The organism is Streptomyces sp. NPDC059080 (assembly GCF_042739975.1).
GTDB classification, from domain to species: Bacteria; Actinomycetota; Actinomycetes; order Streptomycetales; family Streptomycetaceae; genus Streptomyces; species Streptomyces benahoarensis.
Genome location: NZ_JBHYGX010000037.1, coordinates 22,917 through 48,264 on the forward strand (window position 1 = coordinate 22,917; position 25,348 = coordinate 48,264).

General features: G+C 71.8%; 15 protein-coding genes, 5 tRNA genes and 1 riboswitch. Of the genes, 11 read left to right on the forward strand and 9 right to left on the reverse strand.

Features of this window, described 5'->3' with window-relative positions; genetic code table 11:
- Window positions 1-180: 180 nt before the first annotated feature.
- Window positions 181-2,988, reverse strand: coding sequence for a hypothetical protein (locus ACFWWQ_RS23795; RefSeq protein ID WP_384599563.1), 2,808 nt, complete (start codon window positions 2,986-2,988; stop codon window positions 181-183).
- A gap of 494 nt (window positions 2,989-3,482) precedes the next feature.
- Between ACFWWQ_RS23795 and ACFWWQ_RS23800 the strand changes: the two genes are divergently transcribed.
- The 3 genes from ACFWWQ_RS23800 to purM all read left to right on the forward strand — a co-directional run bounded on the left by ACFWWQ_RS23800 (window position 3,483) and on the right by purM (window position 7,262).
- On the forward strand, window positions 3,483-4,271 hold the full coding sequence (locus ACFWWQ_RS23800; protein ID WP_384599566.1) for a sterol carrier family protein: 789 nt from the start codon (window positions 3,483-3,485) through the stop codon (window positions 4,269-4,271).
- A gap of 310 nt (window positions 4,272-4,581) precedes the next feature.
- The gene (gene purF, locus ACFWWQ_RS23805; protein WP_384599569.1) at window positions 4,582-6,141 is read left to right on the forward strand and encodes an amidophosphoribosyltransferase; all 1,560 of its coding nucleotides are present in this window, start codon (window positions 4,582-4,584) and stop codon (window positions 6,139-6,141) included.
- Between the two features lie 32 nt (window positions 6,142-6,173).
- Window positions 6,174-7,262, forward strand: coding sequence for a phosphoribosylformylglycinamidine cyclo-ligase (gene purM / locus ACFWWQ_RS23810; RefSeq protein ID WP_384599572.1), 1,089 nt, complete (start codon window positions 6,174-6,176; stop codon window positions 7,260-7,262).
- Between the two features lie 150 nt (window positions 7,263-7,412).
- On the opposite strand, the gene ACFWWQ_RS23815 is transcribed toward purM, so the two are convergent.
- Both ACFWWQ_RS23815 and ACFWWQ_RS23820 read right to left on the reverse strand, forming a co-directional pair.
- Entirely contained in the window at window positions 7,413-7,673 is a 261-nt protein-coding gene (locus tag ACFWWQ_RS23815; RefSeq protein ID WP_384599575.1) for a DUF3073 domain-containing protein, read from the reverse strand.
- Between the two features lie 409 nt (window positions 7,674-8,082).
- Window positions 8,083-9,225 (reverse strand): Leu/Phe/Val dehydrogenase, encoded by a 1,143-nt coding sequence (locus ACFWWQ_RS23820; protein ID WP_384599579.1) that lies wholly within the window; start codon window positions 9,223-9,225, stop codon window positions 8,083-8,085.
- Window positions 9,226-9,428: 203 nt separating this feature from the next.
- On the opposite strand from ACFWWQ_RS23820, the gene ACFWWQ_RS23825 reads away from it, so the two are divergent.
- Window positions 9,429-10,268 (forward strand): hypothetical protein, encoded by an 840-nt coding sequence (locus ACFWWQ_RS23825; RefSeq protein ID WP_384599582.1) that lies wholly within the window; start codon window positions 9,429-9,431, stop codon window positions 10,266-10,268.
- A gap of 622 nt (window positions 10,269-10,890) precedes the next feature.
- On the forward strand, window positions 10,891-11,097 hold the full coding sequence (bldC, locus tag ACFWWQ_RS23830; protein ID WP_003980577.1) for a developmental transcriptional regulator BldC: 207 nt from the start codon (window positions 10,891-10,893) through the stop codon (window positions 11,095-11,097).
- 911 nt (window positions 11,098-12,008) lie between these two features.
- Here bldC and ACFWWQ_RS23835 read toward each other — a convergent pair.
- Window positions 12,009-12,083, reverse strand: a tRNA-Asp gene (locus ACFWWQ_RS23835).
- Between the two features lie 229 nt (window positions 12,084-12,312).
- Window positions 12,313-16,404 carry an ATP-dependent RNA helicase HrpA gene (hrpA, locus tag ACFWWQ_RS23840; RefSeq protein ID WP_384599585.1) on the reverse strand — a complete coding sequence of 1,364 codons (4,092 nt, stop codon included), beginning with the start codon at window positions 16,402-16,404 and terminating at the stop codon, window positions 12,313-12,315.
- 185 nt (window positions 16,405-16,589) lie between these two features.
- Between hrpA and ACFWWQ_RS23845 the strand changes: the two genes are divergently transcribed.
- Entirely contained in the window at window positions 16,590-17,663 is a 1,074-nt protein-coding gene (locus tag ACFWWQ_RS23845) for an ABC transporter permease (RefSeq protein WP_384599588.1), read from the forward strand.
- Between the two features lie 98 nt (window positions 17,664-17,761).
- Here ACFWWQ_RS23845 and ACFWWQ_RS23850 read toward each other — a convergent pair.
- From ACFWWQ_RS23850 to ACFWWQ_RS23860, 3 genes are all read right to left on the reverse strand, one after another.
- A tRNA-Phe gene (locus ACFWWQ_RS23850) sits at window positions 17,762-17,835 on the reverse strand.
- Between the two features lie 4 nt (window positions 17,836-17,839).
- A tRNA-Asp gene (locus ACFWWQ_RS23855) sits at window positions 17,840-17,914 on the reverse strand.
- Between the two features lie 47 nt (window positions 17,915-17,961).
- Window positions 17,962-18,034: transfer RNA gene (locus tag ACFWWQ_RS23860), tRNA-Glu, on the reverse strand.
- A 197-nt stretch (window positions 18,035-18,231) separates the two neighbouring features.
- Between ACFWWQ_RS23860 and ACFWWQ_RS23865 the strand changes: the two genes are divergently transcribed.
- From ACFWWQ_RS23865 to ACFWWQ_RS23885, 5 genes are all read left to right on the forward strand, one after another.
- Window positions 18,232-18,582, forward strand: coding sequence for a metallopeptidase family protein (locus ACFWWQ_RS23865; RefSeq protein WP_384599591.1), 351 nt, complete (start codon window positions 18,232-18,234; stop codon window positions 18,580-18,582).
- Window positions 18,583-18,987: 405 nt separating this feature from the next.
- On the forward strand, window positions 18,988-19,515 hold the full coding sequence (locus ACFWWQ_RS23870; RefSeq protein WP_384599594.1) for a hypothetical protein: 528 nt from the start codon (window positions 18,988-18,990) through the stop codon (window positions 19,513-19,515).
- 225 nt (window positions 19,516-19,740) lie between these two features.
- Entirely contained in the window at window positions 19,741-21,885 is a 2,145-nt protein-coding gene (locus ACFWWQ_RS23875; RefSeq protein ID WP_384599598.1) for a DEAD/DEAH box helicase, read from the forward strand.
- 206 nt (window positions 21,886-22,091) lie between these two features.
- Window positions 22,092-22,164 (forward strand) — tRNA-Lys (locus ACFWWQ_RS23880).
- A gap of 256 nt (window positions 22,165-22,420) precedes the next feature.
- Complete coding sequence (locus ACFWWQ_RS23885) at window positions 22,421-23,560, forward strand: PP2C family protein-serine/threonine phosphatase (protein WP_384599629.1); 1,140 nt, start codon at window positions 22,421-22,423, stop codon at window positions 23,558-23,560.
- A gap of 142 nt (window positions 23,561-23,702) precedes the next feature.
- Here ACFWWQ_RS23885 and ACFWWQ_RS23890 read toward each other — a convergent pair whose 3' ends face one another.
- Window positions 23,703-24,809, reverse strand: a complete 1,107-nt coding sequence (locus ACFWWQ_RS23890) for a DUF2332 family protein (protein ID WP_384599601.1) — start codon at window positions 24,807-24,809, stop codon at window positions 23,703-23,705.
- Window positions 24,810-25,194: 385 nt separating this feature from the next.
- Window positions 25,195-25,348: riboswitch (cyclic di-AMP (ydaO/yuaA leader) on the forward strand.

Consider the following 25,348-nt stretch of genomic DNA (forward strand, 5'->3'; position numbering starts at 1 on the left):
CGCTGCGCGCGCGGCGCCCGCCCCACGCGGCCACTACCCGGGCCCTGACCGCCTCATCCCCCCCCCGCCCGCGTCCGGCGTAACGCAAACGACGAGGGCGCCCGCCGGTCACCGGCGGGCGCCCTGTCGTGTGGCGCGGTGGCTCAGCCCTGTGCGGGCCTCACCGCCGCGCCGGGTGCCTCACTCCTTGTCGCAGCCCTTCCCCTTGCAGGGCTTGTCGCACTCCTTGTCCTTGCAGGGCTTGTGACAGTCCTTGCCCTTGCAGGGCTTGCAGTCCTTGCCCTTGCAGGGCTTCTCCGCTACCTGGACGGTGGCTTTGGCCGGTTCGGAGCGGATACCGCCGTTGGCCGTGGCCACTGCGGTGTTGGTGATCGTGCCGCGCTCCGCGTCCTCCTGGGTGACGGTGTAGGTGCCGGTGCAGGTGGTGCTCTGGCCCGGTGCCAGGGTGGTTGCCCGGCAGGTCACGTCGGTGACCCGGTTGTCCTCGACGGCGATGCCGTTGAGTGTGGTGTTGCCGGTGTTGGTGACGTTGTAGGTGTACGTGACGGTGTCACCGACGCGGTACGGGTGCGAGGAGCCGACGGTCTTCTCGATCCGCAGCCCGGGCTCGTTCCGCCCGACCTCGATCTCCGCGCTGTCCGGCGGCGATTCCACGGTCGTGCCGTCGGAGTGCCCGCGCGCCACGGCGGTGTTGCGCACCTGCCCGGCTGCCGCGTCGGCCGCGGTCACGGTGTACGTGCCGGTGCATTCGGTGCTCGCCCCGGGCGCCAGCGTGGTGTGCTGGCAGGTGATCCCCGAGACCCGGTCGTCGGCGACGGTGACGCCGGTGAGCGTGGTGTTCCCGGAGTTCCGGACGACGTACCGGTAGGTGACGGTGTCACCGGCCTGGTACGGGTGCGACGCGTCGACGACCTTCTCGATCTCCAGGCCGGGCTGGTGAGGAACGACGTCGATCACCGCGGTGTCCGGCGGCGATTCCACGGTCGTGCCGTCGGACGTCCCCTGGGCGAAGGCCACATTGGTGACGTTCCCCAGGTCGGCGTCGGCCTGCGTCACCGTGTACGTGCCGGTGCAGGTGGTACTCGCGCCCGGCGCCAGGGTCGTGGCCCGGCAGGTGATCCCGGGTGCCCGGTCGTCGGTGACGGCGATCCTGTTGAGCGTCCCGTCGCCGGTGTTGGTGACCGTGTAGGTGTAGGTCACCTGGTCCCCGACCTCGTACGGGTGCGTGTTGTCGACGCTCTTCGACAGGCTCAGCGAGAGGTCGGAGGCGACCGCGATGGTCGCCTGGTCCGGTCCGGAATCGACGGGTGTGCCGTCGGACCTCCCGTGGGCGACGGCGGTGTTCGTCACCGAACCGGCCCGGCCGTCCGCCGCGGTGACGGTGTACGTCCCCGTACAGGTGGTGCTGTCACCGGGCTCGCCGTTCGGGGCCAGCGTGGTGGCCGCGCAGGCGATGCCGGTGACGTGGTCGTCGGAGATCGTGATGTCGTTCAGCGTGGTCGGACCGGTGTTGGTGACGGTGTACTGGTACGTGACCTGGTCACCGACGCGGTACTCACGGCTCTCGTCGGTTGTCTTCTCCAGCCGCAGCCCCGGCCCGCGTTGGACCGGTAGCGTCACTTCGTCAGGCGGGGAATTCACCGGCCCGCCGGGTCCCGTCCCGTGGGCGATGGCGGTATTGGTCACCGACCCGGCATCCGCATCCGCGTCGGTGACGGTATAGGTGCCGGTACAGGTCGTGCTCCGGCCGCTGGCCAGGGAGGTCTGCGGACAGGTGATGCCGCTGACGCGGTCGTCCGTCACGTGCACGTCGTTCAGCGTGGCGGTCCCGCTGTTGGTGACGATGTACTCGAAGGGCACCTGCTGGCCCGGCGTCAGCGGCCGCGGGACCTCGGTGGCCTCGGAGACCTGCTTGACGAGGTTGAGCTGCGGCAGCGCCGCGGCCGGGTGCACGCTGACGTTCCGGATCAGGTGGACGTCGGTGAAGGACCCGGTCGAGCCGGCGAAACCGAACTTGTAGGTGCTCGGCACCGGATCGGGGGCCGGGGTGGAGAGCACCTGCTGGGTGCCGTTGCCGTCGTGGAAGTCGATCCAGACGGTGACCACCGGGTTCGGGGACGGCGAGATCTGCACCGTCACGGTGCGCCGCGAGGGCTCCAGCAGCGCCTCGGCCTCGGCGGGTGTCACACCCGCGGGCAGCGAGGTGGTCGGCCCGTGCAGCTGGCCCGGCAGGGTGGACGGCCAGGGGCCGCTGGTGGAGAAGTTGCTGGTGGTGGCGTCCAGGAAGCAGTAGCCCTCGGTGCCGTGGCCCGGCCCGCGCAGCGTGACCATGTTCTGGCCCGGGGCGGGGATGTGGAAGGCGGTACCGGCCGGGGACCGCCGCGTACAGCCGTTGCCCCGGTGCTCCCAGTCGCCGAAGTAGTTCCCCAGGACATCCAGCCCGACGCCGAGATAGCCACGGTTGACGCCCGGCAGGAACGGCTGCGCCGGATCGTCGTCGGGGAGCTTCTGCGCGTAGCCGAGGCTGCCGCCGAACGCGCCCGGCGCGTCCAGGGTGGCCGCCCCGTCGATGAGGAAGAACGAGATGCCGTCGGCCGGCGGGTTGGTGGTGTTGCCGTACTGCCACTGGTCGAACGAGGTCACCAGGCCCTGATTGGCGGGGAGGGCGTGGTGGTAGAGCACCGCTGCGGACCGGTCGTGCCCGGCGTCGGTCAGCTTCAGATAGCCGTGTGGCGCGCCGTTGCTCGGCGGTACGGGCCCGACCTGGTTCGGCGGGCAGCCGCCGAGCGGATGCGTCCCCGGGCCGGGGGCGGTGCCCGGGGGCGCGCCGGTCAGGCACGCGCTCCCGAAGCCCTCGAACTCCGGGTCCGCCGTGGCCCCGGTGAACGTCTCGTTCACCAGGGGTACGCCCACCCCCTGGGCCTGGGCGGCGGTGACGGGCATGCCGAGCACCGCGGCCACCATGCTGAGGACGCCCAGCACGGCCACGGCCCATCTGCGGGCCCGTCCGTTCCACCCGCCCTCGCCATATGCCCGATATCTACGTTTCAGCATCATGCGGGGAACGTAGGGATTTATCCCTTTACGGGCATCAGTACACGCACTTGCCTCCGCTTTATCCACACCCATGGTGGTACGGACCCGCTTTTATCGGACCGGTTCACCGAGGTGCCACGGCATGGCATCGGGGCCTCCCGCTCGCCGCGGCGGCAGCACCGAACGGCCCGCTGTTCGCATGGCGTTCGGGGCCCTCCGGCGCCCCGGTGCCCGTGCCGCCGGGGCATTTCTGCGGGGGCACGGCGGTCACGGAGTTCCCGTCCCGCTCTTCCCCGGTACGGCGGCGGCACGCGATTCCCCCAACGTTTCTTCTCCGTCACGCTCCGGCGAGCGGCGAATAAGGCCGCACGCGGATTTCCGCGGCGGGCCCGGGAGGACGGAAAAGGCCCCGCCGATTGTCAGTGGTGCCGCCTACGCTGAAGCACATGTCACCCGCCGCCCGCGCCCGCCGGTACGACGGCAAGAAGACCCGCGCCGCCGTCATGGCCCAGCTCGATCACGTACGCGCCGCCGTACGCGCGCTCACGCCCGAGCAGTTCGCTCGGCCGACGCGCCTGGGGGAGTGGACGGTGCGCGAGCTGGTCGCGCATCTCTCCCTGGCCACCGGCAGCGTGGCGCGCGGTCTCGCGGAGCCGCCGCCCGCCCGGGCGGAGACCGTCCCGGCGCAGTGGCCCCACGCCTCCGCCGCCTTCGCCGCGTCGGTCGACGAACGCACCCGCGCCCTGGCCGCCGCCCACGACCCGGTGGAGCTGCTGGAGCGCACCGCCGAGGAGTTCGCCCGCGTCGTCCCGACGGACCCGGCCGAGCGGGTGGTCGCCGTCCGGCCCGCCGCCATGCGGCTCGCCGACGTCCTGGCCACCCGCTGCGTCGAACTGATCGTGCACACCGACGATCTGGCCGCGGCGACCGGCACCGAGATCCCTTACGACCGCCAGGCCCTCGCCACCGCCACCCGCCTGCTGGCCGACGCGCTGGCGGCCGCGGCGCCGGGCGGATCGGTCGAGGTCCGGGTGCCGCCGTTCGCCGTCGTGCAGTGCGTCGAGGGCCCCCGCCACACCCGGGGCACCCCGCCGAACGTCGTCGAGACCGATCCGCTGACATGGATACGCCTGGCTGCCGGCCGTACGTCCTGGGCAGAGGCGAGGGAAGCGGCCCGCGTCACCGCCAGCGGGGAGCGCGCCGACATCGGCGGATATCTGCCGATCCTGTCCTGAACGGCCGCTGCCGCCTCCCGGCGTAGCGCATCTCACACGGCCCGCGGCAGCCCGCGCGGGCCGTGGCGGCGGGGCGTATCCGGCGCGCGTACCGCGGCCGCGCCCCGGCCGGTGCGGCCACCCGGGCCCGTACCGCCCGAGGCCAGACGCCCCAAGGGCTCCGGCCCTCTCGCCATCCGGTGCGCGGCCCCGGCGGACAGGCGACGCACCGGCCCGACGCGCAGGCGCCCGGCTCCGCTGCCGCGCGGGCATCCGGCCCACCGGCCATCCCCGGTTCGGATGAATCAGCGACCTGCCCTAGACTCAAGGCGTGCCACGTGGTGACGGACGACTCAGCCACGACCTGCTCCCCGGCGAAAAGGGCCCCCAGGACGCTTGCGGCGTCTTCGGTGTCTGGGCTCCGGGTGAAGAGGTCGCCAAACTCACCTATTTCGGGCTGTACGCGCTGCAGCACCGTGGACAGGAGTCCGCGGGCATCGCAGTGAGCAACGGCTCGCAGATCCTCGTCTTCAAGGACATGGGCCTGGTGTCCCAGGTCTTCGACGAGACCTCGCTCGGTTCCCTCCAGGGCCACATCGCCGTGGGCCATGCCCGTTACTCCACCACCGGTGCCTCGGTGTGGGAGAACGCCCAGCCGACGTTCCGTGCCACCGCGCACGGCTCGATCGCGCTCGGCCACAACGGCAACCTGGTGAACACCGCCGAGCTGGCGGATCTGGTCGCGGCGCTGCCCCGTGAGGGCGGCCGCGCGACCCAGGTCGCGGCCACCAACGACACCGACCTGGTCACGGCGCTGCTCGCCGGCCAGGTCGACGAGGACGGCAAGCCGCTGACCGTCGAGGAGGCCACGCCGCGTGTCCTCCCGCAGGTCAAGGGCGCCTTCTCGCTCTGCTTCATGGACGAGAACACGCTCTACGCCGCTCGCGACCCGCAGGGCATCCGCCCGCTGGTCCTCGGTCGTCTGGAGCGCGGCTGGGTGGTCGCCTCCGAGACCGCCGCGCTGGACATCTGCGGCGCGTCCTTCATCCGGGAGATCGAGCCCGGCGAGATGGTCGCCATCGACGAGAACGGCCTGCGCTCCACGCGCTTCGCCGAGGCCCGCCCCAAGGGCTGCGTCTTCGAGTACGTCTACCTCGCCCGCCCGGACACCGACATCGCCGGCCGCAACGTCTACCTCTCCCGCGTGGAGATGGGCCGCAAGCTGGCCGCCGAGGCGCCCGCCGAGGCCGATCTGGTCATAGCGACGCCCGAGTCCGGTACCCCGGCGGCCGTCGGCTACGCCGAGGCCAGCGGCATCCCGTACGGCTCCGGTCTCGTCAAGAACTCCTACGTCGGCCGGACCTTCATCCAGCCCTCGCAGACCATCCGGCAGCTCGGCATCCGCCTCAAGCTCAACCCGCTCAAGGAAGTCATCCGCGGCAAGCGCCTGGTGGTCGTCGACGACTCCATCGTCCGCGGCAACACCCAGCGCGCCCTGGTCCGCATGTTGCGCGAGGCGGGCGCGAAGGAGATCCACATCCGGATCTCCTCGCCGCCCATCAAGTGGCCGTGCTTCTTCGGCATCGACTTCGCCACCCGCGCCGAGCTGATCGCCAACGGCCTGACGGTCGAAGAGATCGGCAAGTCGCTGGGCGCCGACTCCCTGTCGTACATCTCCATCGACGGCATGATCGAGGCGACCACCATCGCCAAGCCGAACCTCTGCCGTGCCTGCTTCGACGGCGAGTACCCGATGGAGCTGCCCGATCCGGAGCTGCTCGGCAAGCACCTCCTGGAATCGGAGACCGCGGGCGGGGCCAAGCCGGACCTCGACGGCGTCGGGACGCTGGCGGCCGGTGTCGGTGGCGCCGATGCGCTGCGCCGCCCGTAGCCCGCACACCCACCACACGAAAGTTCTGGGCCATGCCTCCTGAGTCCTCCGAGCCCGCGCGCACCAGCGGGGCCAGCTATGCGGCCGCCGGTGTCGACATCGAAGCGGGCGACCGCGCCGTCGACCTCATGAAGGAGTGGGTGAAGAAGGCCACCCGCCCCGAGGTCGTCGGCGGGCTCGGCGGCTTCGCCGGCCTCTTCGACGCCTCCGCCCTCAAGCGGTACGAGCGCCCGCTGCTCGCCTCCGCCACCGACGGCGTCGGCACCAAGGTCGACATCGCCCGCAAGATGGGCGTCTACGACACCATCGGCCACGACCTCGTCGGCATGGTCGTCGACGACCTGGTCGTCTGCGGCGCCGAACCGCTCTTCATGACCGACTACATCTGCGTCGGCAAGGTCTACCCCGAGCGGGTCGCGGCGATCGTCAAGGGCATCGCCGAGGGCTGCGTCCTCGCCGGCTGCGCCCTGGTCGGCGGCGAGACCGCGGAGCACCCCGGTCTGCTCGGCGTGGACGAGTTCGACGTCGCGGGCGCCGGCACCGGCGTCGTCGAGGCCGATCAGGTCCTCGGCGCCGACCGCATCCGCAGCGGCGACGCGGTGATCGCGATGGCGTCCTCCGGACTCCACTCCAACGGCTACTCGCTCGTCCGCCACGTCCTCTTCGACCGCGCGGGTCTCGCCCTCGACCGTGAGATCCCCGAGTTCGGCCGCACCCTCGGTGAGGAGCTGCTGGAGCCCACCAGGATCTACTCGCTGGACTGCCTGGCCCTCACCCGTACGGCGCCGGTGCACGCCTTCTCGCACATCACCGGCGGCGGCCTGGCCAACAACCTCGCCCGCGTCATCCCCGACGGACTGCACGCCACCGTCGACCGCTCCACCTGGACCCCGGGCGCGGTCTTCGACCTGGTGGGCACCGCCGGTGCGGTCGAGCGCCTGGAGCTGGAGAAGACCCTGAACATGGGCGTCGGCATGATCGCCGTCGTCCCCCAGGAGTCCGTGGACGTCGCCCTGACCACCCTCGCCGACCGCGGCGTGGACGCCTGGGTCAGCGGTGAGATCGTCGAGCGCGGCGACCACGCCGAAGCGGTGACCCTGACCGGTGACTACGCGGGCTGACCGCCGGTCGCCGGGGCAGCACAGAACCCGGTCCGAGGTGAGACACCCCGGACCGGGTCCGTGGAGAAGCTGTGCGCGCCGTGAGCGGATACACAGAGGCCCGCAGAACAACCGCGGGTGGATTCCCGCGGAAGTGTCTACGGTGCGTCGTCAGGCGCGGCGACGATGCTGGGACGAATCCTTCTCGTCCTCGTCATCGTCGTCGTTATACAGGTCGGCGTACCGCGCGTACGGATCGTCGTCCTCGTCACCCTCGAACGGCTCACCGTTCGGCGGCTGCTGTTGCTGTGCCGGCTGTTGCGGCGATGCACCCAGCTCTTCGGCCAGGCGTGAGAGATCAGTCCCACCGCTGTTGTACTTCAGCTGGCGGGCGACCTTCGTCTGCTTGGCCTTGGCCCGGCCGCGCCCCATGGCTCGACCCCCTCAACGACGGGGCTCGACGGCCCCAGAGTCTTGACACGCGTTCATGATTCAGAGCGGACTCTCGACAGAGAGACCGGCCCGTAGGGCTTCAACGGTACCTGCTTCCGCGGCCATACGGTACGTCGCCCGCATCACCCGCCGCTCGGCATGACCTGCGAGGCGCCCTGTCCGCGCTGGTCACCTGCGATTTTAACCCGTCCCTTGCGGCGACCCGCCGACGGGTGGTGAGAGAAGTCTCCCCGGGCCCTGCCGACGGGTCGCACAAGGGGCAATTTCCAGCCAGATTCCGGGCGGCGCTGTGGTGCCCGGCGGTGCCAGTCGATGTTCCGGCGCGGGGGAGGGTGTGTTTCCGGCCTTAGGCGCGGAAACACACCCGGGGCGGGCGCCCCCCCGGCGGTCAGCCGCGCCGGGCCTCCGCCATGCGCTGCTCCGCCAGCCGGTCCGCCGCGGCGACCGGCGGGATGCCGTCGGTCTTCGCACGAGCGAATATTGCCAGCGTGGTGTCGAAGATCTTCGCCGCCTTCGCCTTGCAGCGGTCGAAGTCGAAGCCGTGCAGCTCGTCGGCCACCTGGATGACGCCGCCGGCGTTCACGACGTAGTCCGGCGCGTAGAGGATGCCGCGGTCGGCGACGTCCTTCTCGATACCGGCGTGGGCGAGCTGGTTGTTCGCGGCGCCGCAGACCACCGTGGCGGTCAGCGCGGGCACCGACACGTCGTTCAGCGCACCGCCCAGCGCACACGGCGCGTAGACGTCAAGGCCCGGCGTACGGATCAGCGCATCGGTGTCGGCAACCGCGGTGACCTGCGGGTACTCCGCGAGCACCCGCTTGACGGAGGCGTCCCGCACATCCGTGACGACCACCTCTGCGCCGTCCTCGACCAGATGTCCGACGAGGTGGTACCCCACCTTGCCGACCCCGGCCACGCCGATCTTGCGGCCGCGCAGCGTCGGGTCGCCCCACAGGTGCTGTGCCGAGGCACGCATGCCCTGGAACACGCCGTACGCGGTCAGCACCGAGGAGTCACCGGCGCCGCCGTTCTCCGGGGAGCGGCCGGTGGTCCACTTGTTGGTGCGCGCCACGACGTCCATGTCCGCGACGTAGGTACCGACGTCACAGGCGGTGACGTACCGGCCGCCGAGCGAGGCGACCGCGCGCCCGTAGGCGAGCAGCAGCTCCTCGGACTTGACGGTCTCCGGGTCACCGATGATCACGGCTTTGCCGCCGCCGTGGTCCAGCCCGGCGAGGGCGTTCTTGTACGACATCCCGCGCGAGAGGTTGAGCGCGTCGCGCACCGCTTCCTCCTCGGAGGCGTACGCGTGGAAGCGGGTGCCGCCGAGGGCCGGGCCCAGAGCGGTGTTGTGGAGCGCGATGACGGCCTTGAGGCCGCTGGTGCGGTCCTGGCAGAGCACGACTTGCTCATGGCCGCCCTGCTCGGACCGGAACAGGGTGTGCAGGACGCCGGTGTCGCCGGGGGATGCCCCCGACGCGGACTGCTCGGCGGAGGAGGGACATACGTCGGTCACGGTGGTGACTCCCATAGGCCGGGGAGGGCGCCCTCCTGTGGGGTGGGGAGGGCCGGTCGGGAAGAGCGTAAGACCTTGGGGACCCGAAGATCGGCCGGGTCCACGGGATCACCCACTCGCGGGGGACGGACGTGCGACGATTTGCCGTGTCCCGGGCCCGCCGGTGGCCCTGACCCCCGGTAACTCCCGGTGGCGGACTTCCGTTTGAAGGAGCGTGCGTGGCCTTGGCGTCGTCGGTGACGGTCCCGTATGGGGCATACCTACGGGTCTACGAGCCGCTGGCGGCATTCCCGGAGCCGGAGCGCTCCCACTGGGCGCGGTACGCCCGGCGCGACGACACCCCGACTGCCCAGGACGAGCAGCGCAAGGCCCTCGCCGACCTGCTGCCCACCCCGCCGGTCCCGGTCCCCGTCCACGAGAGCGCCGACGCGTTCGTCGCCCACATCGACGACGTGCCCTGCATCTGCCCGTGGCGCACCCGGCTGCGCGGCTGGCAGGCGCTCCAGGGCCTGCCGGAGCTGCTGCCCGCGCCGGTGCTGGACGCCGCGCTGCCCCCGGTGGTGCGCCTCCAGGCCGCGACCGACTACGAGGAGTGGCAGGAGCGCAACCCGGACGCCCGCCCCTGGATCCGCGGGGCCACCTGGCACGTCCCGGTCCGCTGGTTCGTCCTCTTCGACGACGCCGAGCGCGAGTATGTGCCGAAGGGCGCCGACGGGCCGCTGCTGCGCTACCGCACCCCGATGGTCGAGGCCCGGCGCCGGGTCGCGCGCGGGCTGCGGACGCTGCGCGACACCCTGGAGGAAGGCCCGCTGATCGACGGCCTGCTGGACGTGGGCCGCTGGCTGGAGGAGTTCCACCCGCGCTCCCTGGTGGAGCTGGACTACGGCGGGCTGGTCCACGCGGTCTCCGAGCGGCAGCTCGCGGAGGACCGGTCGGCCGCCGAGGTGGCGGAGGGGCTTGCTGCACTTCGCGACGGCGACGGCGAGCGCGCGGGCGCCGCGTACGAGAAGTTGAGCGACCGGTGGCGGGCGGTGCGGGACCGGCAGTTCTCCAGCTGATCTCCGGGCGGCCGTGGAGCGCCGACCGGAGCGCCGACCGGAGCGGGGGAGCGGGCCACGGGCGGGCCGCCGCGGCGTTCGCGCCGTCGCGGCCGGATCCCGGTGGCCGTACGGGCGATGCTTCCGGGACACGAGATGATCTTGAAAGCGGGCGTCGTCGCGTAGGCTGGTGCTCTCCAGGACGTAGGTCCCGATCCGGGCTTTTGCCTCAGCAGTGACCTAAAGCACTGACAACGGGCCTTGCGCCCAAGCCATCTCCTCGTGCCAAAATAGGACAAGGAGTCTGACTTGGGCTCCTCCATCCAACTATGGGTGGATAGATCGGTATTGCGCTCCTTGAGGGGTCTAGTGACGCGTGATCACCCTGTGACTGATCGTCACGGTGGCGTGACTGCCCGCTATGGCATGGTCCATCGGCTTCCGTCGAGGTTGAACACCTGAGAGGGCAATTCCATCGGTTTGGCCGACGTGGCTGGACGGATGGTGTAGTTGTAGTGCCGAGGACAAGCCGTTCGTCCTATAACCGACTCGGCCCGCGTCCGCCATTTCGGGCAACGCGGGTCAAGGTGCAGAATTTAGAGGAAAGAACCGTGATGGTTCGGTTCTCCCGAGGAGGCCGCTCATGACCGCTCGCACCCCTGACGCCGAGCCGCTGCTTACCCCCGCCGAGGTCGCCACGATGTTCCGCGTGGACCCGAAGACGGTGACCCGTTGGGCCAAGGCAGGCAAGCTCACGTCCATCCGCACGCTCGGAGGACACCGGCGTTACCGCGAGGCTGAGGTCCGCGCACTGCTCGCGGGCATTCCGCAGCAGCGCAGCGAGTCCTGAATAACCGCATAGCCGGGCTGTTTTCGGGGCCCCCAACCCGAAAAGCGCCCACGCAGTACCCCTAGCTTCACCGTGCTCCACACAGCTCCACACGACGCGGCGCCCGCCCCAACGGGCCCACACCCGCAGCAGCCGGGTACGTCATCGATCGCGCTGGACTCCGCCGGGTCCAGCGCGATCTTTTTTGTGCGCGCGCTCCGGAGCCTCCCGGCGGCGCGGACTGCGGCCGTTGCGCCGCGCCCGCCGGCGCCCTTGCAGGGGCCCCTCGCGTGCTCTCCGGGCCGCTCTGCGGACAGACCCTACGGTCTCCTTTGAAAGGCCCCGAAGGGTGGTGCAATTGCACATATTAAATGGACTAGTTGTAGGACGGGGGTAAGTTCCCCACTTCTGGAAACTTGTACGGTGACACCCGTCACACAGTGGAGAGGTTGAAGCTCCGCTTGCCTCTGCGGTAATGGATGGTCCATCCGACGCTCCGTCACCAGCCTCCCACTGCAAGGGAGATGGGCGAGAGCCGCGAGAGCCCTCTTCGGCCATCGGCCATCGACCATCGGGCGGCGGGGCTTTCGGCCTTCGGCGCCTGCGCCCCGTGAGCGGCCCGTGACGGGGTCGGGGCGGCCGACGGGCACCGAGACCTCCGAACGGCCCGCACGCGGCCGCTGAGCGGCTCGGGGTCGCCGACGGCGAGGAGGGCGGGGCCGGGCGCCGTCATCGGTCAAGGAGCCCGGCGGTCGCGCCGAAACCGACCGCGGTACGGAAAGCGATTCCGGAAACGGGCCGGTGACGCGGCCGAGGGGCCAGTGGTCCGGCGTGTGGTGGGGGAGCGTGCGTCCGCACGGTGCGGTGGGCGCGCCGTCGGCGCGGGAACGAGAAACGGCCCGCATCCTTGTCGGATACGGGCCGTTCGACTGCGGTCCTGACGGGATTTGAACCCGCGGCCTCCACCTTGACAGGGTGGCGAGCACTCCAAACTGCTCCACAGGACCTTGCTGCCGCTTCCGCTTGCGCGGTCGCTGCGAAGCAAGACTCTACAGCAGGTCAGGGGGTGCGGTCGAACCAGGCTCCGGGTGATGCCCCGCCCGGCGTACGAGGTGCGCCCCACGCCCCCGTATGCGCCGGTGTGCGCCGCCCGGGGTGCCTTCCGGAGCCGGCCCCGGCCCGGCGGGAGCCCGGTGGCGGCGGCGCGTCACCGCCGTGCGCACCGGGCCGGCCGGGCTAAGGCGCCGCCGCGTCCACGGCCTTCACGATGCGCTTGTCGGACACCGGATACGCCGTGCCCAGCGCATGCGCGAAGTAGCTGACCCGCAGTTCCTCGATCATCCAGCGGATCTCCCGGGCCGCCGCCGGAACCGGGCGGCCCTGGGGGAACTGCTCCAGCAGCCAGGCGTACTCGTCCTGCATCTCCTTGACCTTCGCCATCCGCGCGCGGTCGCGCTCGGCGTTGGTCGGGAGCTGCTGGAGGCGGCGGTCGGCGGCCACCAGATAGCGCATCAGGTCCGGCAGCCGCTTCGCGCCGTGCGCGGTGACGAAGCCGGGCTTGATGAGCGCCGCCAGCTGCTCCTTGATGTCGGTGAGCGACGGCAGCAGCGAGGGGAACGAGGTGTCCTTCAGACGGCGTTCGCACGCCTGCCAGGCGGCCAGCACCTCCTGGACCTGCCCGATGGTCTTCATCGTCGCGTCCACCAGATCGGCCCGGACGCCGTCGAACAGCTTCCGGAACGACTCCTCGTCCCAGGCGGGGCCGCCGCGCGCCGCCATCAGCCGGTCCGCTGCGGCGGTCACGCAGTCGTCGAAGAGCGCCGGGATGGAGCCGTGCGGATTGCGGGACAGGGCGAGCTTCTGCTGGTTGCTCAGCTTCGACTGGGCGAACTTGGCGGGGTTCGAGGGGATGTTGAGCAGGATGAGGCGGCGGGTGCCGGCCCACATCGCCGTCAGCTGCTCGGCCTCGGTGTCGAAGAGTCGTACGGCGACGCTGGTGCCCTCGTCGACCAGCGCCGGGTACGCCTTCAGTGGCTGGCCGGCCCGGCGCGTCTCGAAAGTGCGCGGCAGGGCGCCGAGCGTCCAGGACGTCAGGCCCGTGCGCTGCTCCAGGCCGGGCAGGGCCGGGCCGTCGCCCTTGGCGCCCTTGCTGTCCCGGGCGGGGCGGTCGGCGGCCTGCTCGAACGCCTTGGAGATCGCGGCGCGGGTTTTCGGCTTGAGCTGCAGCCGCAGCGCCTCCAGGTCCTTCGCCTCGGCCAGCTTGCGGCGACGCTCGTCCACCACCCGGAAGGTGATCTTGAGGTGGTCGGGCACCTTGGCGGTGTCGAAGTCGTCGGCGGACACCGGGACGCCCACCATCCGCTGCAACCCCGCGGCCAGCGACGCCGTCAGCGCGCCCTGGAGCGGGACGGTGGTGTCGAGGAAACGCGCCGCGAAATTCGGCGCGGGCACGTAGTTGCGCCGGATCGGCTTGGGCAGCGAGCGGATCAGCTCCGTCACCAACTGCTCGCGCAGGCCCGGGATCTGCCAGTCGAAGCCCTCGGACGCGACCTGGTTGAGCACCTGGAGCGGGATGTGGACGGTGACGCCGTCCGCGTCCGCGCCGGGCTCGAACTGGTACGTGACCTTGAACTTCAGCTTTCCCTGCCGCCAGGAATCGGGATAGTCGTCCTTGGTGACGGCTTCGGCCGATTCGTTGATGAGCATCGAATGCTCGAAGTTGAGGAGTTCCGGCTCCTCCTGGCGCTTCTTCTTCCACCAGGCGTCGAAATGCGCACCGGAGACGATGTCCGCCGGAATGCGCTGGTCGTAGAAGTCGAAGAGGGTTTCGTCGTCGACGAGGATGTCGCGGCGGCGGGCGCGGTGTTCCAACTCCTCAACCTCGCCGAGGAGTTTGCGGTTGTCGTGGAAGAACTGGTGGTGCGTGCGCCAGTCGCCCTCCACCAGGGCGTTACGGATGAACAGATCGCGGGAGGTCTCCGGATCGATACGGCCGTAGGCAACCTTGCGCTGCGCGACGATCGGCACGCCGTAGAGCGTCACCCGCTCGTACGCCACCACAGCGGCCTGCTTCTGCTCCCAGTGCGGCTCGCTGTACGTGCGTTTAACCAGGTGCTGGGCGAGCGGCTCGATCCACTCCGGCTCGATCTTGGCGTTGACGCGGGCCCACAGCCGGGAGGTCTCGACCAGCTCGGCGGACATGATCCAGCGCGGTGGCTTCTTGAACAGCGCGGAGCCCGGGAAGACCGCGAATTTGGCGCTGCGGGCACCCAGATATTCGTTCTTCGCGTCGGTGTCCTTGAGCCCGATGTGCGAGAGCAGACCGGCCAGCAGCGACGTATGGATGTGGTCGGGCGCCGCGTCCTGTTCGCTCAGATGAATTCCCATGGTCTTGGCGACCGAACGCATCTGGGAGTAGATGTCCTGCCATTCACGTATGCGCAGGTAGTTCAGGAATTCATTGCGGCACATGCGGCGGAAGGCGGAGGAGGAGAGTGCCTTCTGCTGTTCGCGCACATAGCGCCAGAGATGCAGATACGCGAGGAAATCGCCGGTCTCGTCCTTGAACCGGGCGTGCTGCTGATCGGCCTGCTGCTGCTTGTCGGCGGGCCGCTCGCGTGGGTCCTGGATGGAGAGCGCCGCGGCGATGACCATGACCTCGCGGACGCAGTTGTTCCGGTCGGCCTCCAGCACCATCCGCGCCAGCCGCGGGTCGACCGGCAGCTGGGAGAGCTGGCGGCCCATCGGGGTGAGCCGGGGGCCCGCGCCCTTCGCCGCACCGCCGGAGCCGCCCTTCGTACGGGCCTCCAGCGCGCCCAGCTCGTGCAGCAGGTCGACGCCGTCCTTGATGTTGCGGCGGTCCGGCGGGTCGATGAACGGGAACTTCTCGATGTCGCCGAGACCGGCGGCGGTCATCTGGAGGATGACGGAGGCGAGGTTGGTCCGCAGGATCTCCGCGTCGGTGAACTCGGGACGGGTGAGGAAGTCGTCCTCGGAGTAGAGGCGGATGCAGATGCCGTCGCTGGTACGGCCGCAGCGGCCCTTGCGCTGGTTGGCGCTGGCCTGCGAAACGGGCTCGATCGGCAGCCGCTGCACCTTGGTGCGGAAGCTGTAGCGCGAGATCCGGGCCATACCGGGGTCGATGACGTACCGGATACCGGGCACCGTCAGGGACGTCTCGGCGACGTTGGTGGCGAGGACGACGCGGCGGCCGGTGTGGCGCTGGAAGACGCGGTGCTGCTCGGCGTGGGAGAGGCGGGCGTAGAGCGGCAGCACCTCGGTGGCGCGGAGGTTCTTCTTGTTGAGCGCGTCCGCCGTGTCGCGGATCTCGCGCTCGCCGGAGAGGAAGACCAGGATGTCGCCGGGGCCCTCGGCCTGGAGTTCGTCGACGGCATCGCAGATCGCGGTGATCTGGTCGCGGTCGCCGTCGCTGCCGCCCTCCTCAAGCAGCGGGCGGTAGCGGACCTCGACCGGGTACGTCCGGCCGGAGACCTCGACGATCGGGGCGCTCGGCGTCTCCTCGCCCTCGGCCGGGCGCCGCGCACCCGGGCCGACCGCCGCGAAGCTGCCGAAGTGCCGGGCGAAGCGCTCCGGGTCGATCGTCGCGGAGGTGATGACGACCTTGAGGTCCGGCCGCTTGGGCAGCAGCTGGGCGAGGTAGCCGAGGAGGAAGTCGATGTTGAGGCTGCGCTCGTGCGCCTCGTCGATGATGAGCGTGTCGTACTGGCGCAGCTCGCGGTCGGTCTGGATCTCGGCGAGCAGGATGCCGTCGGTCATCAGCTTGACGAGGGTCTCGCCGCCGACCTGGTCGGTGAAGCGGACCTTCCAGCCCACCGCGCCGCCCAGCGGCGTGTTCAGCTCCTCGGCGACCCGCTCGGCGACCGTACGGGCCGCGATCCGCCGCGGCTGGGTGTGCCCGATCAGCCCACGGACGCCACGCCCCAGCTCCAGGCAGATCTTGGGGATCTGGGTGGTCTTGCCGGAGCCCGTCTCACCGGCGACGATCACGACCTGGTGGTCGCGGATCGCCTCCAGGATCTCGTGTTTCCTCTGGCTGACCGGCAGCTGCTCGGGATAGCTGATCGCGGGCACGGCGGCGCGCCGCCGCGCGACGCGCTCCTCCGCCTCCGCCATACCTTCGGCGATCTCGGCGAGCACGGCCGCACGGGCCTCGGGCTTACGGATCCGCCGGGCACCGTCGAGCCGCCGCCCCAGCCGCTGCTGGTCGCGCAGCATCAGCTCGGGCAGCCGCTCCAGTAGGGCGGGGAGCATGGGCGCGGCCGAGGCGGAGGCGCCGTCGGACAGGGCGGAGGCAGGCTGACTGGACATACGCGTCCCAGGATCTCACCTCCCCGATTCGACTGGCGAACGATTTGCCGGAGCGGGTGGGGCGCGGCGCGGGCGCGGCGGGGCGGGCGCGGCGGTTCGTACGGGTGGAGGGCCCGCCCGCCGCCCGCGCTCCGGCACCCCCACCCGCGGAGGTATGTCCGCATTCGGTGCTTTAGCGTGTTCGCATGGCTGATCAGCGCGGCGCCCACGGCAGACCCCCGACCGGCGCGCAGCGCTGGCACGCCTTCAAGGCGTCACCGTTCCTTCCCGCCTGCGTCCTCCTCGTCATCCTCGCGGCGGCCGCCGGGCTCTTCGCCGGTTCGTACACGTACACCATGGCCAACCCGACGCCGCGCCATGTGCCGACGGCGATCGTCGGGCAGGAGACCGCTCCGGGCGGCGGGCCGACGCGCGAGAAGATCTTCGCCGACGGCATGGAGAAGGCGCTGAACGCCTCGCTGCGGCTCACCGCGTACCCGACGTATGCGCAGGCCAGGAAGGCGGTCGAGGAGCAGCGGGAGTTCGCGATCGTACGGCCGCGGGGGCCGGGCGTGGAGCTGGACGTGGCGGGCGCCGCGGGCGCGTCGGTGGCGGAGCTGCTGGCCACGACGGGGCCGCGGGTCGGCGAGGCGGTCGGGGTGCCGGTCCGCGTCCAGGACATCAAGCCGCTCCAGAAGGGCGACCCGCGGGGTCTGGCGCTCTTCTACATCTCGCTCGCCGCGGTGATCGTCGGCTTCGTCGGCGCGATCCAGCTCAGCGTGCACGCCCGCGCCCTCAACCCGGCCGAACGGATCGCCTTCACCGCCGCGTACGCGCTGCTCGGCGGCTTCGTCATCGCCGCGGTCGTCGACTGGTGGCTGGGCGCGATCCGTCTGCCGTTCGTGCACTCCTGGCTGATCCTGGCGTTCACGATGTTCACGACCGGCATGGTCTTCACGATGTTCAACACCTTGATGGGCCGTTGGGCGATGATCCCCACCTGGGGCGTGATGGTGCTGCTCGGCAACCCGTCCTCGGGCGGCGCGGTCTCCTGGCCGCTGCTGCCGTCGGTGCTCGGCCACATCGGCCGGTGGCTGCCCCCGGGCGCGTCGGTCAACGCCCAGCACACCGCCGTCTACTTCGCCGGCTCCCAGCACCTCTTCCCGTATCTGGTGCTGGCAGGCTGGGCGGTGGTGTCCAGCACGGTCTTCTGGGTGTGGCGCCACCGTTACCCGGGCGGCCGGGAGACGGAGAAGCCCCCGGCGCACGCGACGGAGTGAGCGGTGGCGGGCGCCCCACCTGGCGGGCGCCCCACCGGGCGGGGGCCGCACACGAAGAAGGCCCCGATCCGAGGATCGGGGCCTTCTCCCAATGGGTGTGGCTGGGGCCGGGGTCGAACCGGCGACCTATCGCTTTTCAGGCGATCGCTCGTACCAACTGAGCTACCCAGCCGCAGCGGTCCTGACGGGATTTGAACCCGCGGCCTCCACCTTGACAGGGTGGCGAGCACTCCAAGCTGCTCCACAGGACCTTGCATTGTGCGGAACGACGTGAGTCATTCTTGCACACGGTATTGCGTGCCCCCAACGGGATTCGAACCCGTGCTACCGCCTTGAAAGGGCGGCGTCCTGGGCCACTAGACGATGAGGGCTGATGGCCCGCCTCGGCGTCGTTACCGGCGCCTTCGGGGACGTGAGAAGCATATGGGATGGGGGGACCGTTCGCCAAAACGGTTGACCTGGCGTCGCCGCGACGACCTGTGGCGGGGCGCCGGGCGGCCTCCCACAGGGCGGGCCCGGGGCGTGCCGGGGGCGGCGCGATACGGCGGTGGGGGCGGACAATGGCCCCGTGCTGGAAATGACGCGCGAGGAGTTCGAGGAACTGGTCGCCGAGGCGCTCGACCGGATCCCGCCGGAGCTGACCCGGCTGATGGACAACGTGGCGGTCTTCGTCGAGGACGAGCCGCCGTCCGACGATCCCGGTCTGCTCGGGCTCTACGAGGGGACGCCGCTCACCGAGCGCGGTGAGTGGTACGCGGGCGTGCTGCCCGACCGGATCACCGTCTACCGGGGGCCGACGCTGCGGATGTGCGACACCCGGGAGGACGTCGTCGCCGAGACCGAGGTGACGGTGGTCCACGAGATCGCCCACCACTTCGGCATCGACGACGAGCGGCTGCACGCGCTCGGGTACGGGTGAGGCCGGGTACGGGTGAGGGGTGCGGGGGCTTATTCGTCGGACCGGCGCGTCGGCCGAGCCGTGCGCGCGGCGCGCGTGAGTGACCGCGCGTGAGTGACGGTGCCCTCGTGGCGGGTGGTGGGCTCGTGGCGGGTGGTGGGCTCCGGCCGGGGCGGTCGCGTGGGCGTGCCCGGGATCGGGGCGGTCCGGCGCGTGTCCTCGGGCGGGGCGCGGGAGTTGGGCAGGGCGTCCCCCGCTCTTCCAGCCGGCCGCGCCGACGCCTGCCGCCGTCCGCGCCCCGGACACGGAGGTCCGCCCGTGCGACCGAACCCCGCGACTCCCGTGCTTCCGGCGGGCGCCGTCCCGCCGTCTTCCGGAGCGTCCCGCGCCGTGCCAACGCCCGCCCCCCGTAAGGACGGTGGGCCCGTGCGCCGGGCCGTGGCCGCGGTGGCCGTCGCCGCGTCGCTGACCGCCTCGCTCGCCGGGTGCGTGAGCGTGACCGGCCCCGGCCATGCGCCGCGGCCGGTGGGCGGTACGGCCCCGCGCGGCGGTACGGACGACCGGGCGCCGCTCGCACCGGGCGGGCTCACGGCCGACGGCAGCGGCTCGGGACCGCACCGCATGGGGCCGCCCGCGGCCACTCCAGGGACGGGGGAGCAGAGCATGGGCCGTACCGCGGCGCCCGGGGCCGGACGCGCGCCGGGGCCGGGCGCCACCGCGCCGCCCGCGCCGTCCCGTACCGCCGGGAGTCCGGAGCGCGGGCCGGACTCCCCGGCGGGCCCGCGGCCGTCGCCGTCGGGTCCGGCCTCCGGGCCCGCCTCGCCCGCCGGGCCGACGCCTCCGGCGACTCCGGGAAGCCCCGTACCGCCGTCCGGTGACGTCGGGACGCCGACCGCCGGGGCGTCCGGGCCCACGCCGCAGGCGCCGGGGCCGCTGCCGAGCGTGCTGGGCTGACGCCCGGCAGGGGCCCGGCGCTGTACCGGGGGGCGGCCATTTGCCTTACCGGGGTGGAGGTGCGTATGGTGGCAGATCGTTTGATCCCATTTGCCCGGCGCCAGAAAAGAAGCGCGCCGCGTGGCGCGTTCTCTCCCTTGCCGTGGCTGACCGCATTGAGGCGGTCTCTGTGAAATACACGGAGTTTGGGCGCGTGCCGAGACTCCGGAAGGTTTCGCATTTCGCATGTCCATTTCCACTGAACAGTCCGTCCTGCCCGCAGACGCCGAGCAGGCCGTGACGGGGCTTCCCGTCGAGGCCGCCGAGCAGGCCCCCGAGGCCGCCGAGCAGGCCCCCGAGGCCGCCGAGCAGGCCCCCGAGGCCGTCGAGGCCGTCGAGGAGGCTGCCGCCGACGAGGAGCCGCAGATCACCTTCGCGGACCTCGGTCTCGACGAGAAGATCGTCCGCAAGCTGGCGCAGAACGGCGTCACCACGCCGTTCCCGATCCAGGCGGCGACCATCCCGGACGCCATCGCCGGGCGCGACATCCTCGGCCGCGGCCGTACCGGCTCCGGCAAGACCCTCTCCTTCGGTCTGCCGCTGCTGACCCGCCTGTCCGGCGGCCGCACCGAGAAGAAGCGCCCCCGCGGCGTCATCCTCACCCCCACCCGCGAGCTGGCCATGCAGGTCAGCGACGCGCTGCAGCCCTATGGCGACGTCCTCGGCCTGAAGCTCAAGGTCGTCTGCGGCGGTACGTCCATGGGCAACCAGATCTACGCCCTGGAGCGCGGCGTCGACGTCCTCGTCGCCACCCCGGGCCGCCTGCGCGACATCATCAACCGCGGAGCCTGCTCGCTGGACGAGGTCGAGGTCGCCGTCCTCGACGAGGCCGACCAGATGGCCGACCTGGGCTTCCTGCCCGAGGTCACCGAGCTGCTGGACCTGGTGCCGACCGGCGGCCAGCGGATGCTCTTCTCCGCCACGATGGAGAACGAGATCGGCACGCTGGTCAAGCGCTACCTGAACGAGCCGGTCAGCCACGAGGTCGACAGCGCCCAGGGCAACGTCACGACCATGACCCACCACGTCCTCGTCGTGAAGCCGAAGGACAAGGCGCCGGTCACCGCCGCCATCGCCGCCCGTAAGGGCCGCACCATCATCTTCGTCCGTACCCAGCTCGGCGCCGACCGCGTCGCCGAGCAGCTGCGGGACGCCGGGGTGAAGTCCGACGCGCTGCACGGCGGTATGACGCAGGGCGCGCGGACCCGCACCCTGGCCGACTTCAAGGACGGCTACGTCAACTGCCTGGTCGCCACCGATGTCGCCGCGCGCGGTATCCACGTCGACGGCATCGACCTGGTCCTCAACGTCGACCCGGCCGGTGACCACAAGGACTACCTGCACCGTTCCGGCCGTACGGCCCGTGCGGGCCGCTCCGGCACCGTCGTCTCGCTGTCCCTGCCGCACCAGCGCCGGCAGATCTTCCGCCTGATGGAGGACGCGGGCGTGGACGCCTCGCGCCACATCGTCGGCGGTGCGGGCGCCTTCGACGAGGATGTCGCCCGGATCACCGGCGCGCGGTCGCTCACCGAGGTCCAGGCCGAGTCGGCCGCGAACTCCGCCAAGCAGGCCGAGCGCGAGGTCCAGGAGCTGACCCGGGAGCTGGAGCGCGTGCAGCGTCGCGCCAACGAGCTGCGCGAGGACGCGGACCGGCTGACCGCCCGCGCCGCCCGTGAGCGCGGCGAGGACCCGGCCGAGGCGCTCGCCGCCGTCGCCGCGACCGTGGAGGCCGCGGCCGTCGAGGTCCCGGCCCAGGCCGACGCCCCCGAGGAGCGCCGCCCCGCACAGCGTGACGAGCGCGGGAACTACGAGCGCCGCGACCGTCGCGATGACCGGTCGGGTGGCCGTTCTTTCGAGCGTCGTGATGACCGTCGTGATGACCGGTCGGGTGGCCGTTCTTTCGAGCGTCGTGATGACCGTCGTGACGACCGGTCGGGTGGCCGTTCTTTCGACCGTCGTGACGACCGCCGCGACGACCGTTCCGGTGGCCGCTCGTTCGACCGTCGTGACGACCGCTCCGGCTCCGGTTCCGGCTCCGGTTCCGGCTCCGGTTCCGGCTTCGGCCGCGACCGCGGTGAGCGTCCCAGCCGTCCGTTCAACCGTGACGACCGCTCCGGCAGCCGTCCGTCCTCCGGCGGCTACCGTTCCGGTGGCGGCGACCGTCCGTTCAACCGTGACGACCGTTCCGGTGGCCGCCCGTCCGGTGGCTACCGCCCCGGTGGCAGCGACCGTCCCTACGGCCGCCGTGACGACCACCGTGGCTCGGGTGCGGGTGCCGCCGGTTCCTTCGGCCGCCGCGACGACAAGCCGCGCTGGAAGCGCAACGGCTGACCACAGCTGACTCCGGACACCACGACGCCGTGAACCGGCGCCGCCGCTCCGGCCGCAGGGCCCGTACCGCACTCAAGTGCCGTACGGGCCCTGCGCGTTGAGGCCCCGAACCCGCCACGAATGCGCCCGCCCGGCACCGCCGCGGAGCGCCCCGGGCGGCAATGCCTTCGGGGCGCGGGAGGGTGTCGGGCTATGCTGCTCGGAGCGGGCCATTAGCTCAATTGGCAGAGCAGTGGACTTTTAATCCATTGGTTCAGGGTTCGAGCCCCTGATGGCCCACCGGATTCATCGCAGGGATGCTCTGCTGACCTGCGGTTCAGCGCCCCGGCCGGGGTTATCGGCCGGGGCGCTTCGTGTTTCCGGTGCCGTGTGCGAGCCGTCGGGCCGTCAGACGTTCCGTCCGCCCGTGGGTGACCCGTCCGGCCCCTGTCGGCTCGCGCACCGGGGGCGGGGCGGAAAGCCTTGGGAGGCCGAGGAGCGGGCGGGTGTGGTGGCGGCCCGTGGACGGGCGAGGCGTGGGAAGAGGCCGGTGCGGATGGCGCGAGGCGGGCGGTTCCGCACGGCGGACCGGGAGCGGCGGGCGCGGCGGGCGCAGATGTCGCCCCTCGGCCGCCGGCTGGCGCGCTGGCTGCCCGCCCTGCTGATCATCGGCGGCATCGTCTTCGAGCTCGTCGCCCCCGCCCGCTTCACCGCCTCGCCGTTCTTCTCGGCGGCGCCGCTGGTCGCCGCGCCCCTGTACTCGCTGCGGAACACGGCGCTCACTGCGCTCGCGGCGCTGCTCGGCGAACTGGGCGCGGCGCTCTTCACCGATGTCCCGGACACCAGCCTCTCCGTCACCGAGGTCTTCACCGTCTTCGTCGTCGCCGTCCTCGCCCTCGGCATCAACCGCGTCGTACGGCTCTCCGACGCCCGGCTCGCCTCCGTACGCGATGTCTCCGAGGCCGCCCAGCGGGCCGTGCTGCCGACGCCGCCGGAGCGGATCGGGGGGCTGGCGGTCGCCGCCCGTTACGTGGGGGCGCAGGCCGACGCGCGGATCGGCGGGGATCTCTACGCGGTGCAGGAGACCCCGCACGGCGTACGGCTGATCGTCGGAGACGTCCGGGGGAAGGGGCTGGAGGCGGTGGAGGCGGCGGTGATCGTCATCGGGGCGTTCCGGGAGGCGGCGGAGCAGGAGGCGACGCTGGAGGCGGTGGCCGGCCGGCTGGAGCGGGCGCTTCAGCGGGAGGGGCGGCGGCGCGAGGGGGTGGACCAGTACGAGGGGTTCACCACGGCCGTGCTCGCGGAGATCCCGTCCGGGGAGCGGGCCGCGCTGCGGGTCCTGAACCGGGGGCATCCGCCGCCGCTGCTGCTCGCCCCGGACGGCGGGCTGCGGACGGTGGTGCCCGCGGTGCACGCGCTGCCGCTGGGGATGAGCGAGGTGGCCGGGTGGCCGGACCGGGCGGACGAGGTGTTCTTCCCCGCCGGTGCGGTCCTGTTGCTGTTCACGGATGGGCTGACGGAGGCGCGCAACCGGACGGGCGAGTTCTACGACCCGGTGGCCCGGCTGCGCGGCCGGGTCTTCCCCGGGCCGGACCGGCTGCTGGACACGCTGGTCGCCGAGGTCACCCGGCACACCGGCGGGGCGGGCGCGGACGACATGGCGTTGCTGGCGGTGCAGCGGCCGTTGGAGGAGTAGGCCCGGTCGGTGCGCGGTGCGCGGTGCGCGGTGCGCGGTGGGGCGGCTGGCGCGGGCGGGGCATCGCGGGGCGTGCGGGGCCGCGCCGACGCGCGGGGCGTGCGGCCGGGCCCCGCGCGCCGGTGCGGCCCCGGGGCGCCCCCTACGCCACCCAGTGGATGCTCTGGCCGTGTGCTCCCGTCAGGGCCACCGGGCGGTCGTCGAGCGCGAGGGTCAGCAGCCGCTCCTGGCCGGCCGGGGTGAGGCGGTCGGCGGTCGGGGCGGGCCGCCACGGGGTGACGGAGTGGTGCTCCTGGGAGATCCAGTGGCCGCCGCCCGGCCGCGCGGCGAGCAGCGTGCTTACCTGGGCGGCGAACCGTTCCCGGTGCGCGGGCGGCAGATAGGGCAGCACGGCGGTGTGAAAGACGACGAGCGTGGCGTCTTCCGGGATCCGTGCCGCCAGCGCGGGCAGCTCCTCGACCAGGTCGCCGCGGACGATCTCGGGCCGCGGCGCCGTCCGTACCGCGTCCACGGCGGCCGTCAGACGCTCGGCGCGCTCCGGGGTGCCCGGCCACACCAGGGACCGCAGCCAGCGCAGCGCCTCGGGGTCGCCCACCGGGTCGAGCGGGGCGAGATCGATGCCGCCGCGCCACACGATCTCCGGCAGCCGCGCGGGCGGTGCCGCGTCCTCCTCGGCCACCAGGGCCTCCCGCCCGACGCGGCACCGGAAGGTGACCGGGCTGTCCGGGGCCCCGAGGGTGGGCGCCTCCGGGGGCGCGACCGATTCGGGCGTCCCCGGGGCGGCGTCCGGCTCGTACGCGTACCGGTAGCGCTCCGGGTGGAGGCAGAGACCGGCCGAGGTGCCCACCTCCAGGAGGGCCAACGGGCCGCGGAGACGGGCCAGGAGGGGCAGCAGGGCGGCGCAGCGGGCCGGTTCGTCGGTCTGGGTGGAGCGGCTCATGACGACCGCGCGGACCTCGTGCCAGTGCCGGATCGTCCACTCGCGCCAGCGGCTGTACGCCAGCTCGCCGCGCGGGCCCTGCTCGGCGTGCGGGCCGTCGAGGTGGCGGACGGCCGCCAGCAGGAGGTTGGGCTGCTGCTTGTTGCCCAGCGGGAGGGAGGCGGCGAGGAGTTCGCACAGCTCCGGGTCCTGCCCGATCCGCGCCGCCAGCTCCTCGTGGGCCGCACACCGGCCCCGCGCCTCCCACCAGGAGAAGTCCTGGTAGCGCGCTGCCAGGGCCCGTGCGTTGTTGACGAAGTCGACGACCATGATCAGACGCTACTGCCCTCACGGAGCGTGAAGGGTATGCACCCCTCCGCATAACAACTGATGCACAATCACGCGGAGGCCGTTTCGTGAAGGGCAATCAAGTCGCCCGTTTTTATCGGACGTTGCCCCGAAAAGTCTTGGCCAAAGACCGTAGTCGGATGGAGCGGATTCGCGGGATCGCTTGGAAATCGACGGCGATCTCTATTACTGTCCGATAACGGAGCGCGGTCGTCCCAGCCGTCGCAGAGGCGGCACCGTGCCCCCACGCCGAATCCCGTACGCGCTCTTCAGGTATGCCGGGCACTCAGGCACACCGGTGGTCACTTCCGTATACGGCGCCTCCTTGCGCGCCGGTACACCGATATTTCGTGAACTGCCGTGACGTGTCCTGAATTTGCCTCGGATGGCCCGAGCGGCGCTGAGGGAACCGGGGAACCACCACCATGGGGTGAATCGGACGCCTCGGCCAGAGGCCGCCCGTAGGAGACCTTCCTGCTCCGAACCCGTCAGCTAACCCGGTAGGCGCGAAGGAAGGAAAG

What these genes read in the sequence shown, in the direction of transcription:
- ACFWWQ_RS23890 (WP_384599601.1), bottom strand. Translation starts at nt 24,809, where the DNA reads ATGGTCGTCGACTTCGTCAACAACGCACGGGCCCTGGCAGCGCGCTAC.
- bldC (WP_003980577.1), top strand. Translation starts at nt 10,891, where the DNA reads ATGACCGCTCGCACCCCTGACGCCGAGCCGCTGCTTACCCCCGCCGAG.
- ACFWWQ_RS23875 (WP_384599598.1), top strand. Translation starts at nt 19,741, where the DNA reads ATGTCCATTTCCACTGAACAGTCCGTCCTGCCCGCAGACGCCGAGCAG.
- ACFWWQ_RS23820 (WP_384599579.1), bottom strand. Translation starts at nt 9,225, where the DNA reads ATGGGAGTCACCACCGTGACCGACGTATGTCCCTCCTCCGCCGAGCAG.
- ACFWWQ_RS23845 (WP_384599588.1), top strand. Translation starts at nt 16,590, where the DNA reads ATGGCTGATCAGCGCGGCGCCCACGGCAGACCCCCGACCGGCGCGCAG.
- ACFWWQ_RS23815 (WP_384599575.1), bottom strand. Translation starts at nt 7,673, where the DNA reads ATGGGGCGCGGCCGGGCCAAGGCCAAGCAGACGAAGGTCGCCCGCCAG.
- hrpA (WP_384599585.1), bottom strand. Translation starts at nt 16,404, where the DNA reads ATGTCCAGTCAGCCTGCCTCCGCCCTGTCCGACGGCGCCTCCGCCTCG.
- ACFWWQ_RS23800 (WP_384599566.1), top strand. Translation starts at nt 3,483, where the DNA reads ATGTCACCCGCCGCCCGCGCCCGCCGGTACGACGGCAAGAAGACCCGC.
- ACFWWQ_RS23885 (WP_384599629.1), top strand. Translation starts at nt 22,421, where the DNA reads ATGGCGCGAGGCGGGCGGTTCCGCACGGCGGACCGGGAGCGGCGGGCG.
- purM (WP_384599572.1), top strand. Translation starts at nt 6,174, where the DNA reads ATGCCTCCTGAGTCCTCCGAGCCCGCGCGCACCAGCGGGGCCAGCTAT.